This window comes from Stenotrophomonas sp. INTA L402-1, assembly GCF_059295135.1.
In genome coordinates, this window is sequence record NZ_JCAFWP010000032.1 from 1 (window position 1) to 18,327 (window position 18,327).

Annotated in this window: 18 protein-coding genes; 7 read left to right on the forward strand and 11 right to left on the reverse strand. The window is 67.4% G+C overall.

The window, feature by feature from the left end; all coding sequences use genetic code 11:
* Nucleotides 1-38: 38 nt before the first annotated feature.
* A complete protein-coding gene (gene scpC, locus AC5O77_RS16565; RefSeq protein WP_012509864.1) occupies nucleotides 39-1,553 on the reverse strand; it encodes a succinyl-CoA:acetate CoA-transferase ScpC in 1,515 nt (504 codons plus the stop codon).
* A gap of 384 nt (nucleotides 1,554-1,937) precedes the next feature.
* On the opposite strand from scpC, the gene glnE reads away from it, so the two are divergent.
* Complete coding sequence (gene glnE, locus AC5O77_RS16570; protein ID WP_494506972.1) at nucleotides 1,938-4,733, forward strand: bifunctional [glutamate--ammonia ligase]-adenylyl-L-tyrosine phosphorylase/[glutamate--ammonia-ligase] adenylyltransferase; 2,796 nt, start codon at nucleotides 1,938-1,940, stop codon at nucleotides 4,731-4,733.
* A 320-nt stretch (nucleotides 4,734-5,053) separates the two neighbouring features.
* Here the strand turns inward: glnE and AC5O77_RS16575 are convergent, their stop codons facing one another.
* The 6 genes from AC5O77_RS16575 to AC5O77_RS16600 form a co-directional block, all read right to left on the reverse strand.
* Nucleotides 5,054-5,614: a queuosine precursor transporter gene (locus tag AC5O77_RS16575; protein WP_004139497.1), complete on the reverse strand. Its 561-nt coding sequence runs from the start codon at nucleotides 5,612-5,614 to the stop codon at nucleotides 5,054-5,056.
* 75 nt (nucleotides 5,615-5,689) lie between these two features.
* A complete protein-coding gene (locus AC5O77_RS16580; RefSeq protein WP_065724830.1) occupies nucleotides 5,690-6,205 on the reverse strand; it encodes a hypothetical protein in 516 nt (171 codons plus the stop codon).
* A 32-nt stretch (nucleotides 6,206-6,237) separates the two neighbouring features.
* A complete protein-coding gene (locus tag AC5O77_RS16585; RefSeq protein WP_004139502.1) occupies nucleotides 6,238-6,741 on the reverse strand; it encodes a hypothetical protein in 504 nt (167 codons plus the stop codon).
* A 19-nt stretch (nucleotides 6,742-6,760) separates the two neighbouring features.
* On the reverse strand, nucleotides 6,761-7,612 hold the full coding sequence (locus AC5O77_RS16590) for a DUF2145 domain-containing protein (RefSeq protein ID WP_494506973.1): 852 nt from the start codon (nucleotides 7,610-7,612) through the stop codon (nucleotides 6,761-6,763).
* A gap of 48 nt (nucleotides 7,613-7,660) precedes the next feature.
* Nucleotides 7,661-7,888 (reverse strand): hypothetical protein, encoded by a 228-nt coding sequence (locus AC5O77_RS16595; RefSeq protein ID WP_004139505.1) that lies wholly within the window; start codon nucleotides 7,886-7,888, stop codon nucleotides 7,661-7,663.
* A 199-nt stretch (nucleotides 7,889-8,087) separates the two neighbouring features.
* Entirely contained in the window at nucleotides 8,088-9,053 is a 966-nt protein-coding gene (locus tag AC5O77_RS16600; protein ID WP_494506974.1) for a mitochondrial fission ELM1 family protein, read from the reverse strand.
* 120 nt (nucleotides 9,054-9,173) lie between these two features.
* Between AC5O77_RS16600 and AC5O77_RS16605 the strand changes: the two genes are divergently transcribed.
* Nucleotides 9,174-9,764, forward strand: a complete 591-nt coding sequence (locus tag AC5O77_RS16605) for a malonic semialdehyde reductase (protein WP_004139510.1) — start codon at nucleotides 9,174-9,176, stop codon at nucleotides 9,762-9,764.
* A gap of 86 nt (nucleotides 9,765-9,850) precedes the next feature.
* On the forward strand, nucleotides 9,851-10,558 hold the full coding sequence (locus tag AC5O77_RS16610) for a YceI family protein (protein WP_005407837.1): 708 nt from the start codon (nucleotides 9,851-9,853) through the stop codon (nucleotides 10,556-10,558).
* Between the two features lie 220 nt (nucleotides 10,559-10,778).
* Here the strand turns inward: AC5O77_RS16610 and AC5O77_RS16615 are convergent, their stop codons facing one another.
* Nucleotides 10,779-11,180: a hypothetical protein gene (locus AC5O77_RS16615; RefSeq protein ID WP_049462943.1), complete on the reverse strand. Its 402-nt coding sequence runs from the start codon at nucleotides 11,178-11,180 to the stop codon at nucleotides 10,779-10,781.
* 210 nt (nucleotides 11,181-11,390) lie between these two features.
* Here AC5O77_RS16615 and AC5O77_RS16620 point away from each other — a divergent pair, with 210 nt between their 5' ends.
* A complete protein-coding gene (locus tag AC5O77_RS16620; protein WP_494506975.1) occupies nucleotides 11,391-12,224 on the forward strand; it encodes a hypothetical protein in 834 nt (277 codons plus the stop codon).
* A 69-nt stretch (nucleotides 12,225-12,293) separates the two neighbouring features.
* Here the strand turns inward: AC5O77_RS16620 and AC5O77_RS16625 are convergent, their stop codons facing one another.
* The gene (locus AC5O77_RS16625) at nucleotides 12,294-13,754 is read right to left on the reverse strand and encodes an MATE family efflux transporter (RefSeq protein ID WP_107432624.1); all 1,461 of its coding nucleotides are present in this window, start codon (nucleotides 13,752-13,754) and stop codon (nucleotides 12,294-12,296) included.
* 62 nt (nucleotides 13,755-13,816) lie between these two features.
* On the opposite strand from AC5O77_RS16625, the gene AC5O77_RS16630 reads away from it, so the two are divergent.
* From AC5O77_RS16630 to AC5O77_RS16640, 3 genes are all read left to right on the forward strand, one after another.
* The gene (locus AC5O77_RS16630) at nucleotides 13,817-14,056 is read left to right on the forward strand and encodes a hypothetical protein (protein ID WP_134951507.1); all 240 of its coding nucleotides are present in this window, start codon (nucleotides 13,817-13,819) and stop codon (nucleotides 14,054-14,056) included.
* A gap of 9 nt (nucleotides 14,057-14,065) precedes the next feature.
* Nucleotides 14,066-14,473 (forward strand): RNA-binding S4 domain-containing protein, encoded by a 408-nt coding sequence (locus AC5O77_RS16635; protein WP_121503894.1) that lies wholly within the window; start codon nucleotides 14,066-14,068, stop codon nucleotides 14,471-14,473.
* A gap of 113 nt (nucleotides 14,474-14,586) precedes the next feature.
* Nucleotides 14,587-15,774: a glycoside hydrolase family 5 protein gene (locus tag AC5O77_RS16640; RefSeq protein ID WP_032127549.1), complete on the forward strand. Its 1,188-nt coding sequence runs from the start codon at nucleotides 14,587-14,589 to the stop codon at nucleotides 15,772-15,774.
* Nucleotides 15,775-15,846: 72 nt separating this feature from the next.
* Here the strand turns inward: AC5O77_RS16640 and AC5O77_RS16645 are convergent, their stop codons facing one another.
* Nucleotides 15,847-16,449: a DUF937 domain-containing protein gene (locus tag AC5O77_RS16645; protein WP_049424483.1), complete on the reverse strand. Its 603-nt coding sequence runs from the start codon at nucleotides 16,447-16,449 to the stop codon at nucleotides 15,847-15,849.
* Nucleotides 16,450-16,557: 108 nt separating this feature from the next.
* Nucleotides 16,558-18,201 (reverse strand): catalase, encoded by a 1,644-nt coding sequence (locus AC5O77_RS16650; protein ID WP_478058392.1) that lies wholly within the window; start codon nucleotides 18,199-18,201, stop codon nucleotides 16,558-16,560.
* Nucleotides 18,202-18,327: the final 126 nt, after the last annotated feature.

The window sequence follows — 18,327 nt, forward strand, 5'->3', positions numbered from 1 at the left end:
AGATGTGTATAAGAGACAGCTACCAGAGTCTCCGGATCTCAGCCCTTCATCGTGCCGGTATCCAGCCAACGCTGGTGCCACGACAGCGCTTCCGGCAGCAGGTGCGGGGTGTGCTTGCCGTAGCTCTCGCGGCTGGCGCGGTCGAAGTAATCCTGCAGCTGCGGGCGGAAATCCGGGTGCGCGCAGTTGTCGATCAGCACCTGCGCACGCTTGCGCGGGGTCAGGCCACGCAGGTCGGCCAGGCCCTGTTCGGTGACGATCACCGACACGTCGTGTTCGGTGTGGTCCACGTGGCTGGCCATCGGCACGATCGCCGAGATGGTGCCGTTCTTCGCGGTGGACGGGCTCAGGAACGCCGACAGGAAACCGTTGCGGGCAAAGTCACCGGAACCGCCGATGCCGTTCATGATCCGCGTGCCCATCACGTGCGTCGAATTGACGTTGCCGTAGATGTCCACCTCGATCATGCCGTTCATGCCGATGCAGCCGAGGCGGCGCACCAGTTCCGGATGGTTGGAGATCTCCTGCGTGCGCATGATGATGCGCTCGCGGTAGAAATCGATGTTCTCCTTGAACGTCTCGTTGGCCTGCGGACTCAGCGCGAAGCCGGTGCACGAGGCATAGCTCAGCACGCCGTCGCGCAGCAGGTCGAGCATGCCGTCCTGGATCACTTCGGTGAACGCGGCCAGGTCGCGGAAGCCGCTCTTGGCCAGGCCGGCCAGCACCGCGTTCGGAATATTGCCCACGCCCGACTGCAGCGGCAGCAGGTTCGGCGGCAGGCGGCCCTTCTTCACTTCATGCTTGAGGAACTCGATCAGGTGCGAAGCGATCTGCTCGCTGGTCGCATCGATCGGGCTGAACGGGCTGTTGCGGTCCGGGCCGTTGGTGCGCACCACGGCCACGATCTTGTCCGGGTCGCAGCGCAGCGCGGTGTCGCCGATGCGGTCGTTGGCGTTCACCAGCGGAATCGGCTTGCGGTGCGGCGGCAGCGCGGTGCCGTAGTAGATGTCATGCATGCCGTCGACGCCGGCCGGCTGCCATTCGTTGACCTCGACGATCACCTTCTTGGCCAGGTCCAGCCAGGTCTTGTTGTTGCCGACCGAGGTGGAGGGCACCAGCGAACCGTCTTCGCGGATGGCCGAGACTTCGATCACGGCGGTATCGATCTCGCCATAGAAACCGAACCACACGTGCTGGGCCACGTGGCTGAGGTGGATGTCGATGTAATCCAGCTTGCCCTCGTTGATGCGGTTGCGCGCATCCGGGTCGCTCTGGAACGGCATGCGCATGGCGATGCCATCGGCCTTGGCCAGCGCGCCATCGAGTTCCGGCGCGGTGGAGGCGCCAGTCATCAGGCTGATCTGGAAGGGCTGGCCCTGGGCATGCACCGCTTCGATGCGGCGGGCCAGTTCGACGGGAACGGCCTTGGGATACCCGGAGCCGGTAAAGCCGCTCATGGCCACGGTTTCACCGGGCTGGATCAGCGCGGCTGCGGCCTCTGCGGAGACCACGCGGTCACGAAGACGCGCGTTGGCGATGCGATCAACAGACATGACGACACGTGTTGCTGGGGGGAATTCCGATTATCGGCCATCCTCATCCGTACGGGGGGTTCTACCTTCGTGGAATGGCTTTTCCCGCAGGGGTCACCCAAACCCGCCGGTTTTGTTTTGCAGTGCAGCGTGCAAAGTGCTTTCGCAGCCCGCACGATGGACCTGCATCCCGACGTGGGGGAGGGAGCAGAGCCCGCTGGCAGTTCGCTGCAAGCGGGCTTTTTTATTGCCTGTCGTCCAGTATGAATACGCGGTCTCCATTATCGGTAGTGCCGGCCGCTGGCCGGCAACCCCAGTAACCTTCGGCAGGATCATCGGATTTGCCGGCCAGCGGCCGGCACTACCGGGTCCGTTGCGTCCCGGCCGGGTCGATACAATCAGCCCATGACCCTCGCCCCCGCCGACCTTCCCGCGTCCCTGCAGCCCCTTGTCGACCGCGCGCTGGCGCGCCTGGCCCAAGTCCTGCCCGAGCCCGTTCCTGCTGAGCTGCTGCCGCTGCTGACCCGTTTGGCAGTTGCCAGCGACTTCGCGCTGGACACCCTCGTGCGGCAACCGGCCTTGCTGGCACAACTGGCCGCTCCCGGCTGCCCGCCGATCCCGGCGCCGGTGCTCGATCCGCTGCAGCCCAGCGACTGGCCGGCGCAGATCCGGCGCTGGCGCACCGCGATGTCCACACGGCTGATCTGGCGCGACCTGGCCGGCCTCGACGACGTGGCGCAGACCCTGGCCGGCGCCACCGCTTTGGCCGAAGACTGCCTGCGGCTGGCACTGGACGCCCTGCAGCAGGAATTCGCCCAGCGCCACGGCGTGGTCCGCGATGGCGAAGGCGCGCCGCAGCAGCTGGTGGTGTTCGGCCTTGGCAAGCTCGGCGGTGGCGAGCTCAACTTCAGTTCCGATGTGGACCTGGTCTACGCCTACCCGCAGGGCGGTGAATCCGACGGCCCACGCGCACTGGCTGCCGAGGAGTATTTCGCCCGCCTCGGCCAGCGCCTGGCCAAGCTGCTGGACGAGACCACCGTCGATGGCTTCAGCCACCGCGTCGACCTGCGCCTGCGCCCGTTCGGCAGCGCCGGTCGCGTCGCGCTGTCGTTCGCGGCGATGGACCAGTACTTCCAGCGCGAGGGCCGTGATTGGGAGCGCTATGCCTGGCTGAAGGCGCGCGCGGTGGCCGGCGATATCGAGGCCGGTGAGGCGTGGCTGCAGACCCTGCGCCCGTTCGTGTACCGCCGCTACCTGGATTTCACCGCGCTAGACGGCCTGCGCGAAATGAAGGCGGCCATCACCGCTGAAGTCGCACGCCGCGAACTGCACGACGACATCAAGCGCGGTGCCGGTGGCATCCGCGAGATCGAATTCCTGTGCCAGGCGCTGCAGCTGATCCGCGGTGGTCGCGAACCGGCATTGCGCGAGCGTCGGCTGCTGGTGGCGCTGGACGCACTGGTGGCCGCCGGGCAGATCGCGCCCGAGGATGGCAGCGCGCTGCGCGAGGCGTACCTGTTCCTGCGGCGCCTGGAGAACCGCCTGCAGATGCTGCGTGACGCGCAGACCCATGTGTTGCCCAGTGATGCGCTCGACCGCGAACGCATCGCCGTGGGTCTGGGCTATCCGGATTGGGAGGTGCTGCGCGCGGCGCTGGCCGAACAGCAGCAGCGCGTCAGTACTGAATTCGCCGCGCTGCTGGCACCGCGCAAGGGCCAGGCCGCGCCCGATGCGCTGGCCAACTACTGGCGCAGCCTGCCCGAAGGCAGCAACGCACCGCTGCTGGCCGAAGCCGGTTTCCTCGATGCCAACGGCGCCGACCAGTCGCTGCGCGACTTCGCCCAGGGCACTGGCGTGAAGTCGTTGTCCGATGCCGCGCGTGCGCGGCTGGATCGCGTACTGCCCGCGTTGCTGCATGCGGCCACGCGCTCGCCACAGCCCGATGCCGCGCTCAAGCGCGTGCTTGGCCTGCTGCAGGCGGTGCTGCGCCGGACCAGCTATCTCGCCTTGCTGGATGAACAGCCCAGCGCACTGGCGCGGTTGGTGGACGTGCTGGCGCGCAGTGCGCTGCTGGCCGAACGTCTGGCCGCGTATCCGCTGCTGCTGGACGAGCTGCTGGACGTGCGCGTGTCCGGGCCGATGCCCGATGCCGCCGGCATGCTGGCCGAGTGCCAGCAGGTGCTGACGGTGGAAGATCCGGAATCCGCGCTGCGCTGGCTCAATGAAACGCGGCTGGCACTCAGCTTCCGCATGGCGATGGCCACGCTGGATGGCCGCCAGGGCGCGGTCGACAGCACGCGTCAACTGGCCGAGCTGGCGCAGGCCGTGGTGGTCACCGTGTTGGCGATGGCCGAAGCGGACATGCATGCCGCGCACGGCGAGATTCCCGGCGGGCGTTTCGCGATCATCGGCTACGGCAGCCTTGGTGGGCTTGAACTGGGCTTCGGTTCCGATCTGGACCTGGTGTTCCTGCACGACAACCCGGCCGGCGTAGACGCCAGTGATGGCGCGCGTCCGCTGGAACCGGGGCGCTGGTATGCGCGCCTGGCGCAGAAGGTGATGGCGCTGCTCGGTGCGGTGACCGCCGCCGGGCGCCTGTACGACATCGACGTGCGCCTGCGCCCGGATGGTGGCAAGGGTTCGCTGGTGTCTTCGTTGGCCAGTTACACCGAATACCAGCGCGAACGCGCGTGGACCTGGGAACACCAGGCGCTGGTGCGCGCGCGTGGCGTGGCCGGCGATGCCAGCCTGCTGGCCGACTTCGAGCAGGTGCGTGCGCAGACGCTTGGGCGTGAGCGCGACACCGGTGTGCTGTATGCGGACGTGCTGAAGATGCGCGGCCGCATGCGCACCGAACTGGACCGCAGCGATGCCGCGCGGCTGGACCTGAAGCAGGGCGCGGGTGGCGTGGTGGACCTGGAGTTCCTGCTGCAGACCGGCGTGTTGGCGCGTAGCGCCCGGCATGCAGCGCTGCTGCAGCCGCGCGACACGCCGTCGTTGATCGATGCGTTGGCGGTTGCGGAATTCCTGCCGGAAGACACCGCGCAGGCGCTGCATGGAGCACATGCCACGTTGCTGGATGTGGGCCTGGCCTGCACCCTGGACCGGCGCCCGCGGCTGGCACCGACCACGCCCGCGATTGAAGAGGCGTGTGCCGCAATTGCGGCAGCGTGCATCGCCGCGGAGCTGCCGTTCGCCTGAGTGGGGGCACCCGCCAGCGCAATGGCCTGCTTTGGGTGGGTGCCGACCGTTGGTCGGCACAATCTGTCGGCAGCGATGAGTTCTGCTGGGCGTGCCGACCAACGGTCGGCACCCACCGGATCAATGGCCGGCGATGACCTGCTGTTGGCAGCTACCAGATCAATGGCTCGGCGATGGTCGCCGTTGGTAGGTGCCGACCGTTGGTCGGCACAATCTGTCGGCAGCGATGAACGCTGAAGGATCGTGCCGACCAACGGTCGGCACCCACCGGGTTCAAGGTGTGTGCCAACCAAGGTTGGCAGCTACCAGAGCATGTGCGGTCAGCTGGTGGTGCGCAGCGGCGCCATCTTCCACAACAGCGCGCGGAACGGGGCCAGCAGGCAGACGCCAATCGCCAGCTTCACCGCCAGGTCGCCGGCAGCCCAGCTCACCCACGGCAGGGTCGAACCGGCAAACGCGATCGACCAGAAAATGGTGGTATCCACCGTGGCGCTGCAGGTGGTGGCCACCATCGGTGCGCGCCACCAGCTGCCACGGCGCAGGCGGTCGAACACGGTGATGTCCAGCAGCTGGGCCACGATGAAGGCCGAGCACGAGGCAATGGCGATGCGCGGGGTGGCCACCCAGATCGACAGCAGCACCGCCACCGCGAAACCGATCCACGCCACGCGGCGCGCAGGGCCCGGGCCGAAGCGGCGGTTGATCAGGTTGCTGACCAGGAACGCGACCGGGTAACTGAAAGCACCCCAGGTCAGCCAATCGTTGATCGGGTACTGCACCAGTACGTTGGACAGCAGCACCACCGCGCCCATGGCCAGCACCGCCAGCACCAGGGCGCGGGCGGTCAACGGGGCAAACACAGGGGCAGGACGCACGGACATGGCGAGCCAGGGGGACAAAGGGGATCGCCCATTATCCGCCCGGCTCGCGGCAATGCCAAAACCGGCCGTTCAGCTTTACAGCGTTTCGCTCATCACATCGCCGGCGGCATAGGCGGTCGGCACATAGGCCAGCGCCTGGCCCTGCGCGCTCTTCACGGTCCAGCCGGCACCCGCGTCGGTCGGGTCGAAGCGCACCTGCTGGCCGACGACGAAACCGGCAATCGGGTCATCGCCTGCAGCTGCCGGCCATTGCAGCGTTGCGGTCTGGTCGGCCTTGCCGGGCACCTGCAGGTGCACCTGGCGATCACCGGTTGGCGTGGTGGCGACCTGCTTCACTTCCATCGGTGGCAGCGGCACCGCCGGCGTGCGTGCGGCGACCTTGCCGTTGCGCTCGCTGGCCTTGAACGGGGCCTTGGACAGTTCGGCCAGTCCCATCGACGTGGCCAACGGAATCGACAGCACGATCAGCGACGTGACCAGCACGCTGGTCTGGCCGCTGTTCAACTGCGGCGCTGCGCCGGCATGGACGGTGGGCACCACCAGCGCCGAAAGCAGCAGGGCAGTGGCGGGAACGCGCAGGCAACGGAACATGGAGACCTCCTGGTCAGGGTGGGGACGGCGGCTCAGCGCCGGGTGTCGAAGATGTCGCGCGGGCCGGTGGCCTCGGGCAGGTATTCCAGCGGGCGGCCCTGGTTGTCCTTCAGCTGCCATCCCTGGTCGGCGCCGGTCGGTTCGAAGTTCACGGTCTGGCCCACGGTGAACTGCACGGCGGGATCGCCGATGCCGCGCGGGTACTGCATCGATGCGGTGTTCTGCGGGTCGTTGGCATCGCGCAGCAGCACTTCGCGGCGGCCATCCACGGTGGTGGCGATCGCACTCACCTGCATCTGCGGCAGCTTGATCTGCTGCGGGCGGGCCAGCGGCTGGCCAGCGTCGGCGGCATCCTGGGCTTCCTTCGCCGCCGCCGCGCGGGCCGACGTCACCATCTGCGTGGACATCTCCAGGCTCGGTCCCTGCGGGCCCGGGTCGTGGATGATCACGATGCGGCGCTCTGCATGAGCGGCCGTGGACCAGGCCAGGCTTGCGACGATCAGCATCGGCATCAGGACGGCGGGCAGGGTACGCATGTCGTTCTCCTTGCTGGATTCAGGGCGTGGCGGCGGCAGCACCAGCTACCGGCACGTGAGGGATCACCAGTTCCTGCTGCAGCTGGCTGCGCTGGTGCAGGAAATCGAACACCGATTCCACCGTCACCACCGAATAGTTGCCGGAGATGCGTTCGCCGGCCGGATGATCAGTGGTGGTGGCGTTGGCCACGAACAGGCGCGCACCCACGCGCTTGCCGAGGCCGATATGCAGCACGCTGGGCTGGTACTTCTGCTGGCGCAGCCACTGCTGCGCCTGTTCGCGCTTGACGATGGCCGGCGCGCCTTCGGCCTGTGCCATCGCCGCGGCCAGCACTTCCAGCACCCACTGGTTGGAGTTCTGGTAGTCGGTGGCGAACGGGTAGGCAACCACGTTGTATTTGGTTTCGTGCAGTGCCTTCGGCTGGATCGACGGCGACACCAGCATCGCTTTCAACGCGGCACGCAGTTGCGCCGAGGGCACGCCGATGCGCAGGTCGGTATGGCCGCCGCTCTCACCGACGAAGTTGCCCAGCCCTTCGTGGTACAGCTGCGAGCTGTCGGTCTTGCAGCGGTTGAGCAGGTGCATCGCGCGCCAGCGGCCATTGTCCTCACGCACCAGGAAGGCCAGGTGGCTGTGGCGCAGGCCGTAGCGGCTCAGGTCCTGGCCACCGCGCGCGGCCACCACCACGTCCACATCGGGCAGCGCGTCCAGGCGCTCAGCGGTGGTCCAGGCCACGTCCAGCATCGCCGCCTGCGCGGCCACGCTCGGGTAGCGCTCGCGGCATTCTGTGCTGTTGGCCCAGGCCGGTGCGGTCGCCAGCAGGCTGGCGATCAGCAGCGCGGCGCGGGGCAGGCGGGAGAAACGATCCATGTCGATACCTTCAACGGCGGGCAGGCCCGCGCGCCGATCATACGCTGCTCAGCGCAGGGGACGATCCACGCCCTTGCGCTGGAGCTCCTTGTCGCAGGCATCGCTGATCGGGGCCACCGGCAGCGGCGGGCGCTGGCCCTTCGGATCGCGCAGCGCCGGTTGTTCGCGGTACGCGTCCAACTGCTGCTGGCATTGATACGAAATCGGATCCAGCTCGGTGGGCGTGGTGGAGCAGGCCGCGAGCAGGGCCAGGGGCAGCAGGAGCAAGGTACGCATGAAGACGTTCAGAGTGATGGGGGACGCTGGACTCTAACCGCGTAGCCGGATCGAAATGTTCAGAAATCGCTGCGCGGTCGGGTAGTGCCGGCCGCTGGCCGGCAACGACAGGGTGTTCGGTAATGGGTACAGCGTTGCCGGCCAGCGGCCGGCACTACCGTGATGCCAGGCGCCGAGGATTGCCGGCCAGCGGCCGGCACTACCCCAATGCCAGACGCTGTTTCACTTCCGCCGCCACCCGCGCGGTCTCGCGCAGTGGTTCGATGCGGTCGTACTGCCAGTCCAGCCAATGCGCCTGCAGCCGCCCGCGCTCGCGCAGCTGCTGCTGGAAGCGTGCCAGCCGGCCTTGCGCGGTCTCGGCCAGCGCCACCATCACCGGCATGCGCGTGGCGCAGGCTTCAGACAGCAGGTTCACCGAATCGGGCGAGACCACCACGCGGTTGGCCCAGCCGAGCAGGCCGCCATAAGGATTCGTACCGTCGCCGCCGTCGCCCCAGATCACATGCGGCAGGTCGGCGAACGTCGCGCGCAGGATCTCGGCCAACGCCGATGGCGTGCGCCGCGAGGTGGTCGCCAGCAGGCTGCCGCCTTCGCTGCGGATCTGCCCAGCCAGCGCCTGGAACACGCCCACCATCGCCGTTTCATCCCACGGCGCCAGCGGCGTCGGTCCACCGACAAGCAACGCGGTGCGCGGGCCGGGCAAGGTACTGAAGCCGGCGAACGCGGCGCGGCCCCAGGCCAGCCAGTCGTCGTCCACCGGGTTGAGGCTGCCGAGCAGGGTCAGCACGTTGCTGCCACGCAGGGCATCGTGTTCGGGCACCACCACCATGTCCCAGTGGCGGGCATTGATGCGCGGGTCGAGGATCTGCACCACCTGGCTGCCACGTGCGCGCAGCACGCGCAGTGCGCCGGCGGCCTGGCGGCCACAGCCGATCGCAAGCGGCGGTGCGTCTGCGGCCAGCGTCGCGAATGCCTCGCCGTAGCCGTTCACATCACTGGGCAGCCGCCGCGGCGACAGCCAGCGCCAGGGGGCGCGGGGCTGCAGGACCAGCGGGCGATGGGTGCCCTGGCGCAGCGCAGAGGCCAGCGCGACCGCCTGGCGGACATTGCCGGCACGGCCGTCCGTGACCGTCCAGGGCGCACTCGATCGTTTCACCTGTGGCATTAATTCGTTTCAGCCCTGCTGGGTGTTGCAACAGTCGCGACACTCTACACTGCGGCTCGTCGTTTCGCCCCGCGCCGCCCGCGGGCACTGACTTCCCTTAGCCGCCCTGGAGATCCACCGATGTCCCACGCGCTCGACGCTGCTGCCCTCGACCAGCTGTTCCGAACTGCCCGCACCCAGAACGCTTTCCTCGACAAGCCGGTCCCGGCCAGCCTGCTGCAGGAACTGTATGACCTGGTGAAGTGGGGCCCGACCGCCGCCAACACCACGCCGGCCCGCTTCGTCTTCGTCACCTCGAAGGAAGCCAAGGCCAAGCTGGCCCCGGCCCTGTCCGAAGGCAACCACGACAAGACCATGGCCGCCCCGGTCACCGTCATCATCGGCTTCGACCTGGACTTCCACGAGAAGCTGCCGTACCTGTTCCCGCACACCGATGCCAAGGCCTGGTTCGACGGCCCGCAGGAAGGCCGCCACGAAGCCGCCATCCGCAACGGCAGCCTGCAGGGCGCCTACCTGATCCTGGCCGCACGCGCGCTGGGCCTGGATGCCGGCCCGATGTCGGGCTTCGATGCGGCCAAGGTGGATGAAGCCTTCTTCGCCGGCACTTCCATCAAGTCGAATTTCCTGGTCAACCTGGGTTACGGTGACTCGGCGGGCCTGTTCCCGCGTCTGCCGCGCCTGTCGTTCGACGAAGCGGCGCGCATCGCGTAAGTCGTTGTATCGGTTTCGGGCCTGCCGTCCCGCGGCGGGCTCTTGCTACACCGTGTACCCACCCTACGATCCGGAGAGTTCCTGAGATGAGCGCCACCCGTAAACTGCTGCTGCCGCTGGCCCTGACGCTGGCCATCGCCGCCTGCTCCAAGCCGGCCGACACCGCTGCCCCGGCCGCCGATGCCGCCGCCCCGGCCACCACCGAGCAGGCCGCCACCCCGGCCGCCGATGCCGCTGCTGCTGCGCCGGCCGCCGAAGCGATCAAGATCGCCTCGGGCACCTACAAGCTGGACCCGACCCACACCGACGTGCTGGCCCAGTGGAGCCACTTCGGCTTCTCCAACCCCAGCGCGCACTTCGGCAACGTCGAAGGCACCCTGGTGTACAACGCCGAAGACGTGACCAAGTCCACCGTGGAAGTGAAGCTGCCGCTGAGCGGCCTGAACAGCTTCACCGCCAAGTTCGACGAGCACCTGAAGAGCGCCGACTTCTTCGACGCCGCCAAGTTCGCCGATGCCACCTTCAAGAGCACCAAGGTGGAAGCTGCTGGCACCAACAAGCTGACCGTCACCGGCGACCTGACCATCAAGGGCATCACCAAGCCGGTCACCCTGGACGTCACCGTCAATGGCGGCGGCGAGCACCCGATGGCCAAGGTTCCGGCCGCCGGCTTCGATGCCACCACCACCCTGAAGCGCAGCGATTTCGGCGTCGGCGCGTATGCCCCGAACGTCAGCGATGAAGTGAAGATCCGCATCACCACCGAAGCCACCGGCGAAAAGCCGGCCGCTTGATGCACCCCACTCACTCGTCGTGAGAAGGCAGAAGGCCCGCTGAAAAGCGGGCCTTCTTTTTGGGGTTCTGGTAGAGCCGGCCGCTGGCCGGCTGCATGCGAGGTGCCCGATGCTGATGGGTTGCCGGCCAGCGGCCGGCACTACCCGATAGATGCCAACCTGCACCTTGTGGGTGCGGACCTGCATCTGGTGGGTGCGGACCGTTGGTCCGCACGATCCCTCAGCGCAACGCGCCCAACCATGCCACGCACGCCTCGCTCGGGCTCTGCTTGGCCTTCACCGCCAGCCCGCTCACCCGCACGAAGGTCTGCGCGGCCTGCGCCACCACCTGGCGTGCGATCAGCGCCGCCTGCTTGGTCGCGGCCTGCTGCTTGCGCAGCTGCACGATGTTGATCGAAGGCCGACCGACCGGCGCATATTTCTGGTCGCGGCGCAGCACATCGGCTACCTGCGCCACTTCGAATTCGGCCTGCAGGTAGCGGTGTTGTGCTTCCACCAGCTCACGCAGCGGTACGCGCAGGGCAGCGGTGTCGGCGAAGGCGGCCAGTGCCGCGTCGCAGGCGGCGTCATCGGCAAAGCGGGTACGCAGCGCATCCACGCTGGCCAGGGTCAGTTTGGCCATGTGGCCCTCGTTGCTGCAGGAAAGGAGCGCGATTGTCGCATTGCTTGGCGTGCTCCGGGCCGGGAGGCTTTCGCTTTGGTAGAGTCGACTGTCAGTCGACTGCTCTTGGCGCGATGCCGGAAACCCCCGCGCTGCGCGCGATAGTCGACTAACAGTCGACTCTACCTGGCTGGCATTTCAGGCGCAGCCGCATCCACGGAAGGAAGACCCATGCAGGACACGCAGTACTGGTTGAACGAATTCTGGACGGGCCTGAGCGTGCTCGATCTGCTAGGCGGCAGCCTGCTCGGTACGCTGCTTGGCCTGGTGCTGGGCATCTTCGCCTGGCGCTGGCTGCACCGCCGGGGTTGGTTGCAGCGGCGCAAGCGCTGGCATCACTGGCTGCTGGCCAGCTACGTGGTGGTGCTGCCGCTGGCCACCGCCTTCTTCGGCCTGCAGCTGGGCTTCACTGCTGGCGCGCACCGCGCGCTGTTCAAGCAGCTCGATCATTTCCAGCCGCACCTGCAGACGCTGGTGGAAGGCTGGAGCGAAGGCTTCACCGATTCGCTGGACGACCCGCGCATGCGCGAGGCATTGCGCAGCCAGGGCACGGTGGGGGATGTGGCCGACACCATCGCCTCGGCCTACCTCAGCGAACATCCGTTGCCTGGCCTTGATCGTCTTGGCAACGGCCCGTTGGCGCGCGGCACCGGTTGGGTGATCGGCAAAGTGCGCGAAGGCCTGCTGCGCGGCATGGTGGAAGACACGCTGGTGGACAAGGCCGGCACGCTCGGCCTGGAGCCCAAGGTGGTGCGCGAGGCGCTGACCATGCACGTCGATGAGCTGCTGCACACCCGTGGCGTGCTGCGGCTGGTGAAAGCGCAGATCAACGGCATGATGCCCGGCGTGTACTTCGGGCTGCTGTTGCCGTTGCTGATCATCGCGCTGCTGGTGGCGCTGGAGATCTGGGCCGCGCAGCGGTTCGGGTGGACGCGGCAGGTGGCATCCAGCACGGTAGTGCCGGCCGCTGGCCGGCTGTTGCGCGATGCTTCCGGAGGAGTTTGAGGTTGCCGGCCAGCGGCCGGCAGTACCGCGCATTGAACGGCCCATGAGGTTGCCGGCCAGCGGCCGGCACTACCGCAGTGGCGCGGCATCCGGGTCGGCCACCGGCGACGGCGGGCAGGCCGGAATCTCCGACGGCGTGGCCAGTTCTTCGGCGTGCGAGGGCTTGCCCATCATCTTCGCCTTGCGCCAGCCGCCCCAGCGGTAATACGCCAGCGACAGCAGCATCGACACCAGCGAGCTGACCGGGAAGCTCCACCAGATCGCGTCGGCGCCCCAGTACGGCTGCAGCAGTTCGGCGAATGGCACGCGCACGCCCCACAGTGAGCCGGCCAGGATCAGCAATGGCGGAATCACCGCGCCGGTCGAGCGCACCACGCCGGAGATCACGAAGCTGACGCCGAAGAACAGGAACGAGCCGATCACCACGTGGTTGAGGTGGCGGGCGATGTCCAGCGCTTGGCTGGCCGGCGGCAGGAACAGCGCCAGCAGCTGGCGGTCGAACAGCACCAGTGGCAGGATCAGCGCGCCGGTCAGCAGGAAGTTGAACAGCACGCCCTGGCGCGCAGTGCCACGCACGCGATCCCAGCGCTGCGCACCGACGTTCTGCGCGGCCATCGACGAGCACGCCGCACCGATCGCCATCGCCGGCATCTGCAGGTAGTTCCACAGCTGCAGGGCAGCGCCGTAACCGGCGCCGGTGTCGGTGCCGTACTGGTTGACCATGGTCATCAGCAGGATCACCGACAGCGAGATCAGCACCATCTGCAGGCCCATCGGCACACCCTTGATCACCAGCGCCTTGAGGATGGTCAGGTCGAGCTTGAACAGGCGCATGTCGGCGCGGCCCAGCCACAGGGTGTGGCGCTTGTGCCGCATGTACAGCAGCAGGCCGGCCAGCGACAGCGTCTGCGCGACCAGCGTGGCCCAGGCCGAACCGGCAATGCCCAGCGCCGGGAACGGCCCCATGCCGAAGATCAGTACCGGGTTCAGCACGATGTCCAGTGCCACCGACACCATCAGGAAGCGGAACGGCGTGCGCGAGTCACCGGCACCGCGCAGTGCAGCGGTGAGGAAGGCGAACGCGTACAGCGTCGGCATCGCCAGGAAGATGATCTGCAGATAGGCTTCGGCCAACGGCAGCGAGGCGGCCGGTGTGCCCATCGCCGCCAGCAGCGGATGGGCCATGAACCAGCCGGCGATGGCGATGATCACTGACAGGCCGATGAAGAAGGTGGCGCTGGTGCCGACCACGCGCCGCGCCTGCGCGATGTCGCGCGCGCCGATCGCCTGGCCGATCAGGATGGTCGAGGCCATGCCGAAGCCGAACACCGAGCCGATCAGGAAGAACATGATGTTGTTGGCGTTCGCGGTGGCGGTCAGTGCCGCCTCGCCGAGGAAGCGCCCGACCCAGACCGCATTCACCGAACCGTTCAGCGACTGCGCGATGTTGCCTGCCAGGATCGGCAGTGAGAACAGCAGAAGATTGCGGCCGATCGGGCCGGAGGTCAGGTCAAGCGGCGCTTTGGCCATGGAGTGGTGATCGAATCCCGGGAGGCGCACACTAGCACCAAGCCGGTTTGCAGGATGTGGCAATGCATCAACGACTGCAGGTGAAATGGAGCATGGCGTTGGCCTTGATCGGCGCCGCACTGGCCGCATGTTCGACAGGTGACCGGCTGGGCGATACCCAGGTGCGGCCAACCGACCGCCCCGAGTGCCTGGTCGGCAGCCAGCGCCAGGATCTTTCCGCCGGCGTTCCCACCCTGATCGGGGGCAGCGGTTGCCGCACCGACCCCGATAACCCGCGCCCCCTGAACAAGCCACCGGAGTAGCACGCACCAATGCCCGAGCTTTCCCCGCTGTCGCCCAGTGTCCGCCTGGACATCTGGTTGTGGGCGGCCCGTTTCTTCAAGACCCGCAGCCTGGCCAAGCAGGCCATCGAAACCGGCAAGGTCAGCGTGGCCGGGCAGCGCCCGAAATCCTCGCGCGCGGTGCGTGTTGGCGAGCAGCTGCAGGTCGACCGCGGTGAGGAGCATTTCGAGATCCGGGTGCTGGGCCTGAGCGACCAGCGCGGGCCGGCGCCAACGGCACAGCAGCTGTACGCCGAGAGCGAGGCTTCGAAGGCGCGCCGTGCCGAACAGCGTGCACTGCGCATCGCGGCACGCGATGGTTTCCAGCCGCCGGAACACAAGCCGGACAAGCGCGCGCGGCGTTTGATCCGGGCGTTGGGTGACATCGACGCGCTCTAGCGAAATCCTGATTCCAACGGATTGTTCCTATCGCGGTGCGAAACAAAGCGCCGGTCACGGTGCGTTCGGATTGCGCTGGGCAGGCTGTTTTTTCACCTATCGGAGGCCTGCCCATGCGTCGTCTGCTGTTATGCCTGTCCCTGCTTGCTGCTGCGCCACTGCACGCTGCCGACATCACCTTCTGGGACGTTCCGCAACGCGGTGGCAACAGCATGAACATGTCGCCTCCGGACCGGAAATACTTCGAGGCGCTGCGTGCGACCGGTGCGACCTGGGTGCGGCTGGTGCCGGACAAGTGGAAGGGGCAGGGCGGTCGTGACTTCCTCATCGGCAACGCCGATGACTATCGCGGACTGGTTCCGGCCGACCTGGCCACGCTGCGGCGGGTGCTGGATGACGCCGATGCGGCCGGACTGAAAGTGGTGCTGACGCCGCTGTCGCTGCCGTTGCTGCGCTGGAAGCAGCACAACGGCGATGTGGTCGACCAGCGCCTGTGGCAGTCCTTCGACAACCATGTGCCGGCCCGTCGCTTCTGGCATGACCTGGCCACGGCGCTGAAGGGTCATCCTGCCTTGGCCGCCTACAACCTCATCAATGAGCCGGTGCCCGAGTACGGTGCAGGCCTGGCCGAGCATGCGTCCACTGAGGCGATGCAGCGGTGGTATGCCGGTGTGCAGGACGGCCCACGCGATCTGCGCCGCTTCTACTCGGAACTGATCGCCAGCATCCGCGAGGTCGACACCGCGATGCCGCTGATGCTGGATGCGGGCTGGTATGCCGCCGCCGACGGTTTCAACTACTGGCCGGCACCGCTGGCGGATTCGAAGCTGCTGTACAGCGTGCACATGTACGAGCCGTATGCAGCAACCAGTGCACCGAACCAGACGCGTGCCAAACCCTGGCGCTATCCGGCGCAGGTGCCGTTCGGTGCAGGCAGCGAGCATTGGGATGCGGCGCGTGTACGCCGTTACCTGCAGCAGCCGATGACGTGGGCCGCCTCGCATGGCGTCGGTGCCAACCGCATGGTGGTGGCCGAATTCGGCTGCATGCGGCGGTGGCCGGACTGCAGCCGCTACCTGCAGGATGTGCTGCAGGTGCTGGAGCAGGACAAGGTGCACTGGGCCTTCTACGCCTTCCGCGAGGATGGCTGGGACGGCATGGACTACGAACTGGGCGACAAGCCGCTGCCGTGGTCGTACTGGCAGGCGCAGGAAAAGGGCGGCCATGTCGAGCCGCCGCGTTCGATGCAGGCGCCCCTGTTCGCACCGATCCTGCAGCGTTTGAAGGCGGGCAACCGGTAAGCCGCCGGGCATGGCCCGGCGCTACCCATGGCGATGCCGGTAGCGCCCGCCCATGTCCGGCCAGGCTTTCCCTCAGCGCTTGCCGCCGAGCAGATTGCCGCCCAGCTTGAGCAGATCGCCCACTCCGAGCTGGCCGTCACCGTCCTGGTCCAGCAGGCTGCCGAGCAGGCCACCGGCAAGACCGCCCTGCTGCTGCACCTGCTGCTTCTCCTGGCCCAGGGCCTGGCTGAGCGAGCCGGCATCGGCCTGGCCGCCGCCGAGGCGCTGGGCGAGGAAGGCCATCACGATCGGGGCAAGAATCTGCAGTAGCTGGCTGGTGCGGCCGCTGTCGAGTTGGGTGGCCTGGGCCAGGCCGGTTTCCACCTTCTGCTGGCTGCCGCCGAAGATGTGGCCGAGGATGCCGGCGCCGTCGCTGGCGGCACCACCGCCACCACCGCCCAGTACCGATCCGAGCACGCTGCCCAGGTCCAGGCCGCTGTGGTTGTTCTGCAAGGCGCCGAGCAGCGCCTGCGCGCCCTGCGGCTGCGAGGCGTTGTTGCCCAGCGCGCCCATCAGCACCGGCAGCGCGGCACTGATCGCGCCGGAAGCCTGGGTATCGCTGATGCCGAGCTGCTGCGACACCTGCTGCAGCGGGGCGCCCTGCAATTTGGCGAGAAGTTCGTCGGTCAGGCTCATCTGCGGAATCCTTGATTGGGGTTGGGCGTGCAGAAGGTACGACGCGGACCGTTAAAACGGCGACGCCGCCTCACGGGGAGGCGGCGTGCCGTACACGGGGCAGGGCGATCAGAGCTCGATGTCTTCGGCGCCCGGGGTGGCGGTGGGGAAGTCCGCTTCCGGCTGCGCCGGCTTGAACGGATCCGACGGCTGGCTGGCCAGCGCCTTCAGCGCCGCGGCAACACCGGCACCGTAGGCCGGGTCGGCCTTGCTGCAGTTGTCGATGTGGCGCTGCTTGATGAAGTCCGGCGCATCGCCCAGGGCGCGGGCGGTGTTGGCGAACAGGCGGTCCTTCTGTGCCTGGTTATAGCTGCGGAACAGCGCACCGGGCTGGCTGAAATAGTCGGCGTCGTCCTCGCGGAAATTCCAGAAGTCGGCGTCGCCCCGGATCTTCATCGGCGGCTCGCGGTACTGCGGCTGCTCCTGCCACTGGCCGTAGCTGTTCGGCTCGTAGTGCGGCAGGCCGCCGTAGTTGCCGTCCACGCGCATCGCACCGTCGCGGTGGTTGCTGTGCACCGGGCAGCGCGCTGCGTTCACCGGAATCTGGTGGTGGTTCACGCCCAGGCGGTAGCGCTGCGCATCGGAATAGGCGAACAGGCGTGCCTGCAGCATCTTGTCTGGCGACGGGCCGATGCCCGGCACCAGGTTGCTCGGTGCGAACGCCGACTGCTCCACGTCCTGGTACCAGTTGACCGGGTTGCGGTTCAGTTCGAACTGGCCCACTTCGATCAGCGGGTAGTCGCTCTTCGGCCACACCTTGGTCAGGTCGAACGGATGCACGCGGTAGGTTTCCGCGTCCAGCTCCGGCATGACCTGGATGAACAGCTTCCACTTCGGGAACTCACCCTTCTCGATCGCGGCGAACAGGTCGCGGCCGTGGCTTTCGCGGTCATGGCCGACCAGGATCTGCGCCTGTGCGTCGGTCAGCGATTCGATGCCCTGCTGGCTGACGAAGTGGAACTTCACCCAGAAGCGTTCGCTGTCGGCGTTGGTGAAGCTGTAGGTGTGCGAGCCGAAACCGTGCATGTGGCGGAAGCTGCGCGGAATGCCGCGGTCGCTCATCACCACGGTCACCTGCAGCAGGGCTTCGGGCAGCAGCGTCCAGAAGTCCCAGTTGTTGCGCGCGCTGCGCAGGTTGGTGTGCGGGTCGCGCTTGACCGCCTTGTTGAGGTCGGCAAACTTGCGCGGGTCGCGCAGGAAGAACACCGGGGTGTTGTTGCCGACCAGGTCCCAGTTGCCTTCTTCGGTGTAGAACTTCAGCGCGAAGCCGCGGATGTCACGCTCGGCGTCGGCGGCGCCACGCTCGCCGGCCACCGTGGTGAAGCGGGCGAACATCTCGGTCTGCTTGCCGACCTTCTCGAACAGCTTGGCGCGGGTGTACTTGCTGATGTCGTGGGTGACGGTGAAGGTGCCGAACGCGCCCGAGCCCTTCGCGTGCATGCGGCGCTCGGGAATGATCTCGCGGTTGAGGTTGGCCAGCTTTTCCAGCAGCCAGACGTCTTCCATCAGCAGCGGGCCACGCGGGCCGGCGGTCTTGCTGTTCTGGTTGTCCACCACCGGTGCGCCGAAGGCCGTGGTCATCGGCGTGACCGGATCATCGCCGTGCTTCTGCTTGGGCGTGGTGCTCAGCTCGCGCTGCTGCTCGGCGCCCTGCTCCGGCGACGGGGCGGTGTGATACGGGCACTTGGCGTTGTTGTTGTCGGACTGGCTCATCGGCTGGCTCCTGGTGGCGGTGAAGACGTGGGAGAAACATCTTCACTCGACTTTAGCTATGGCCAGATGAAATGAATAATCGAATGATCCATTCAGGTTGATAGATTCTGTCAATTGAAACGCAGA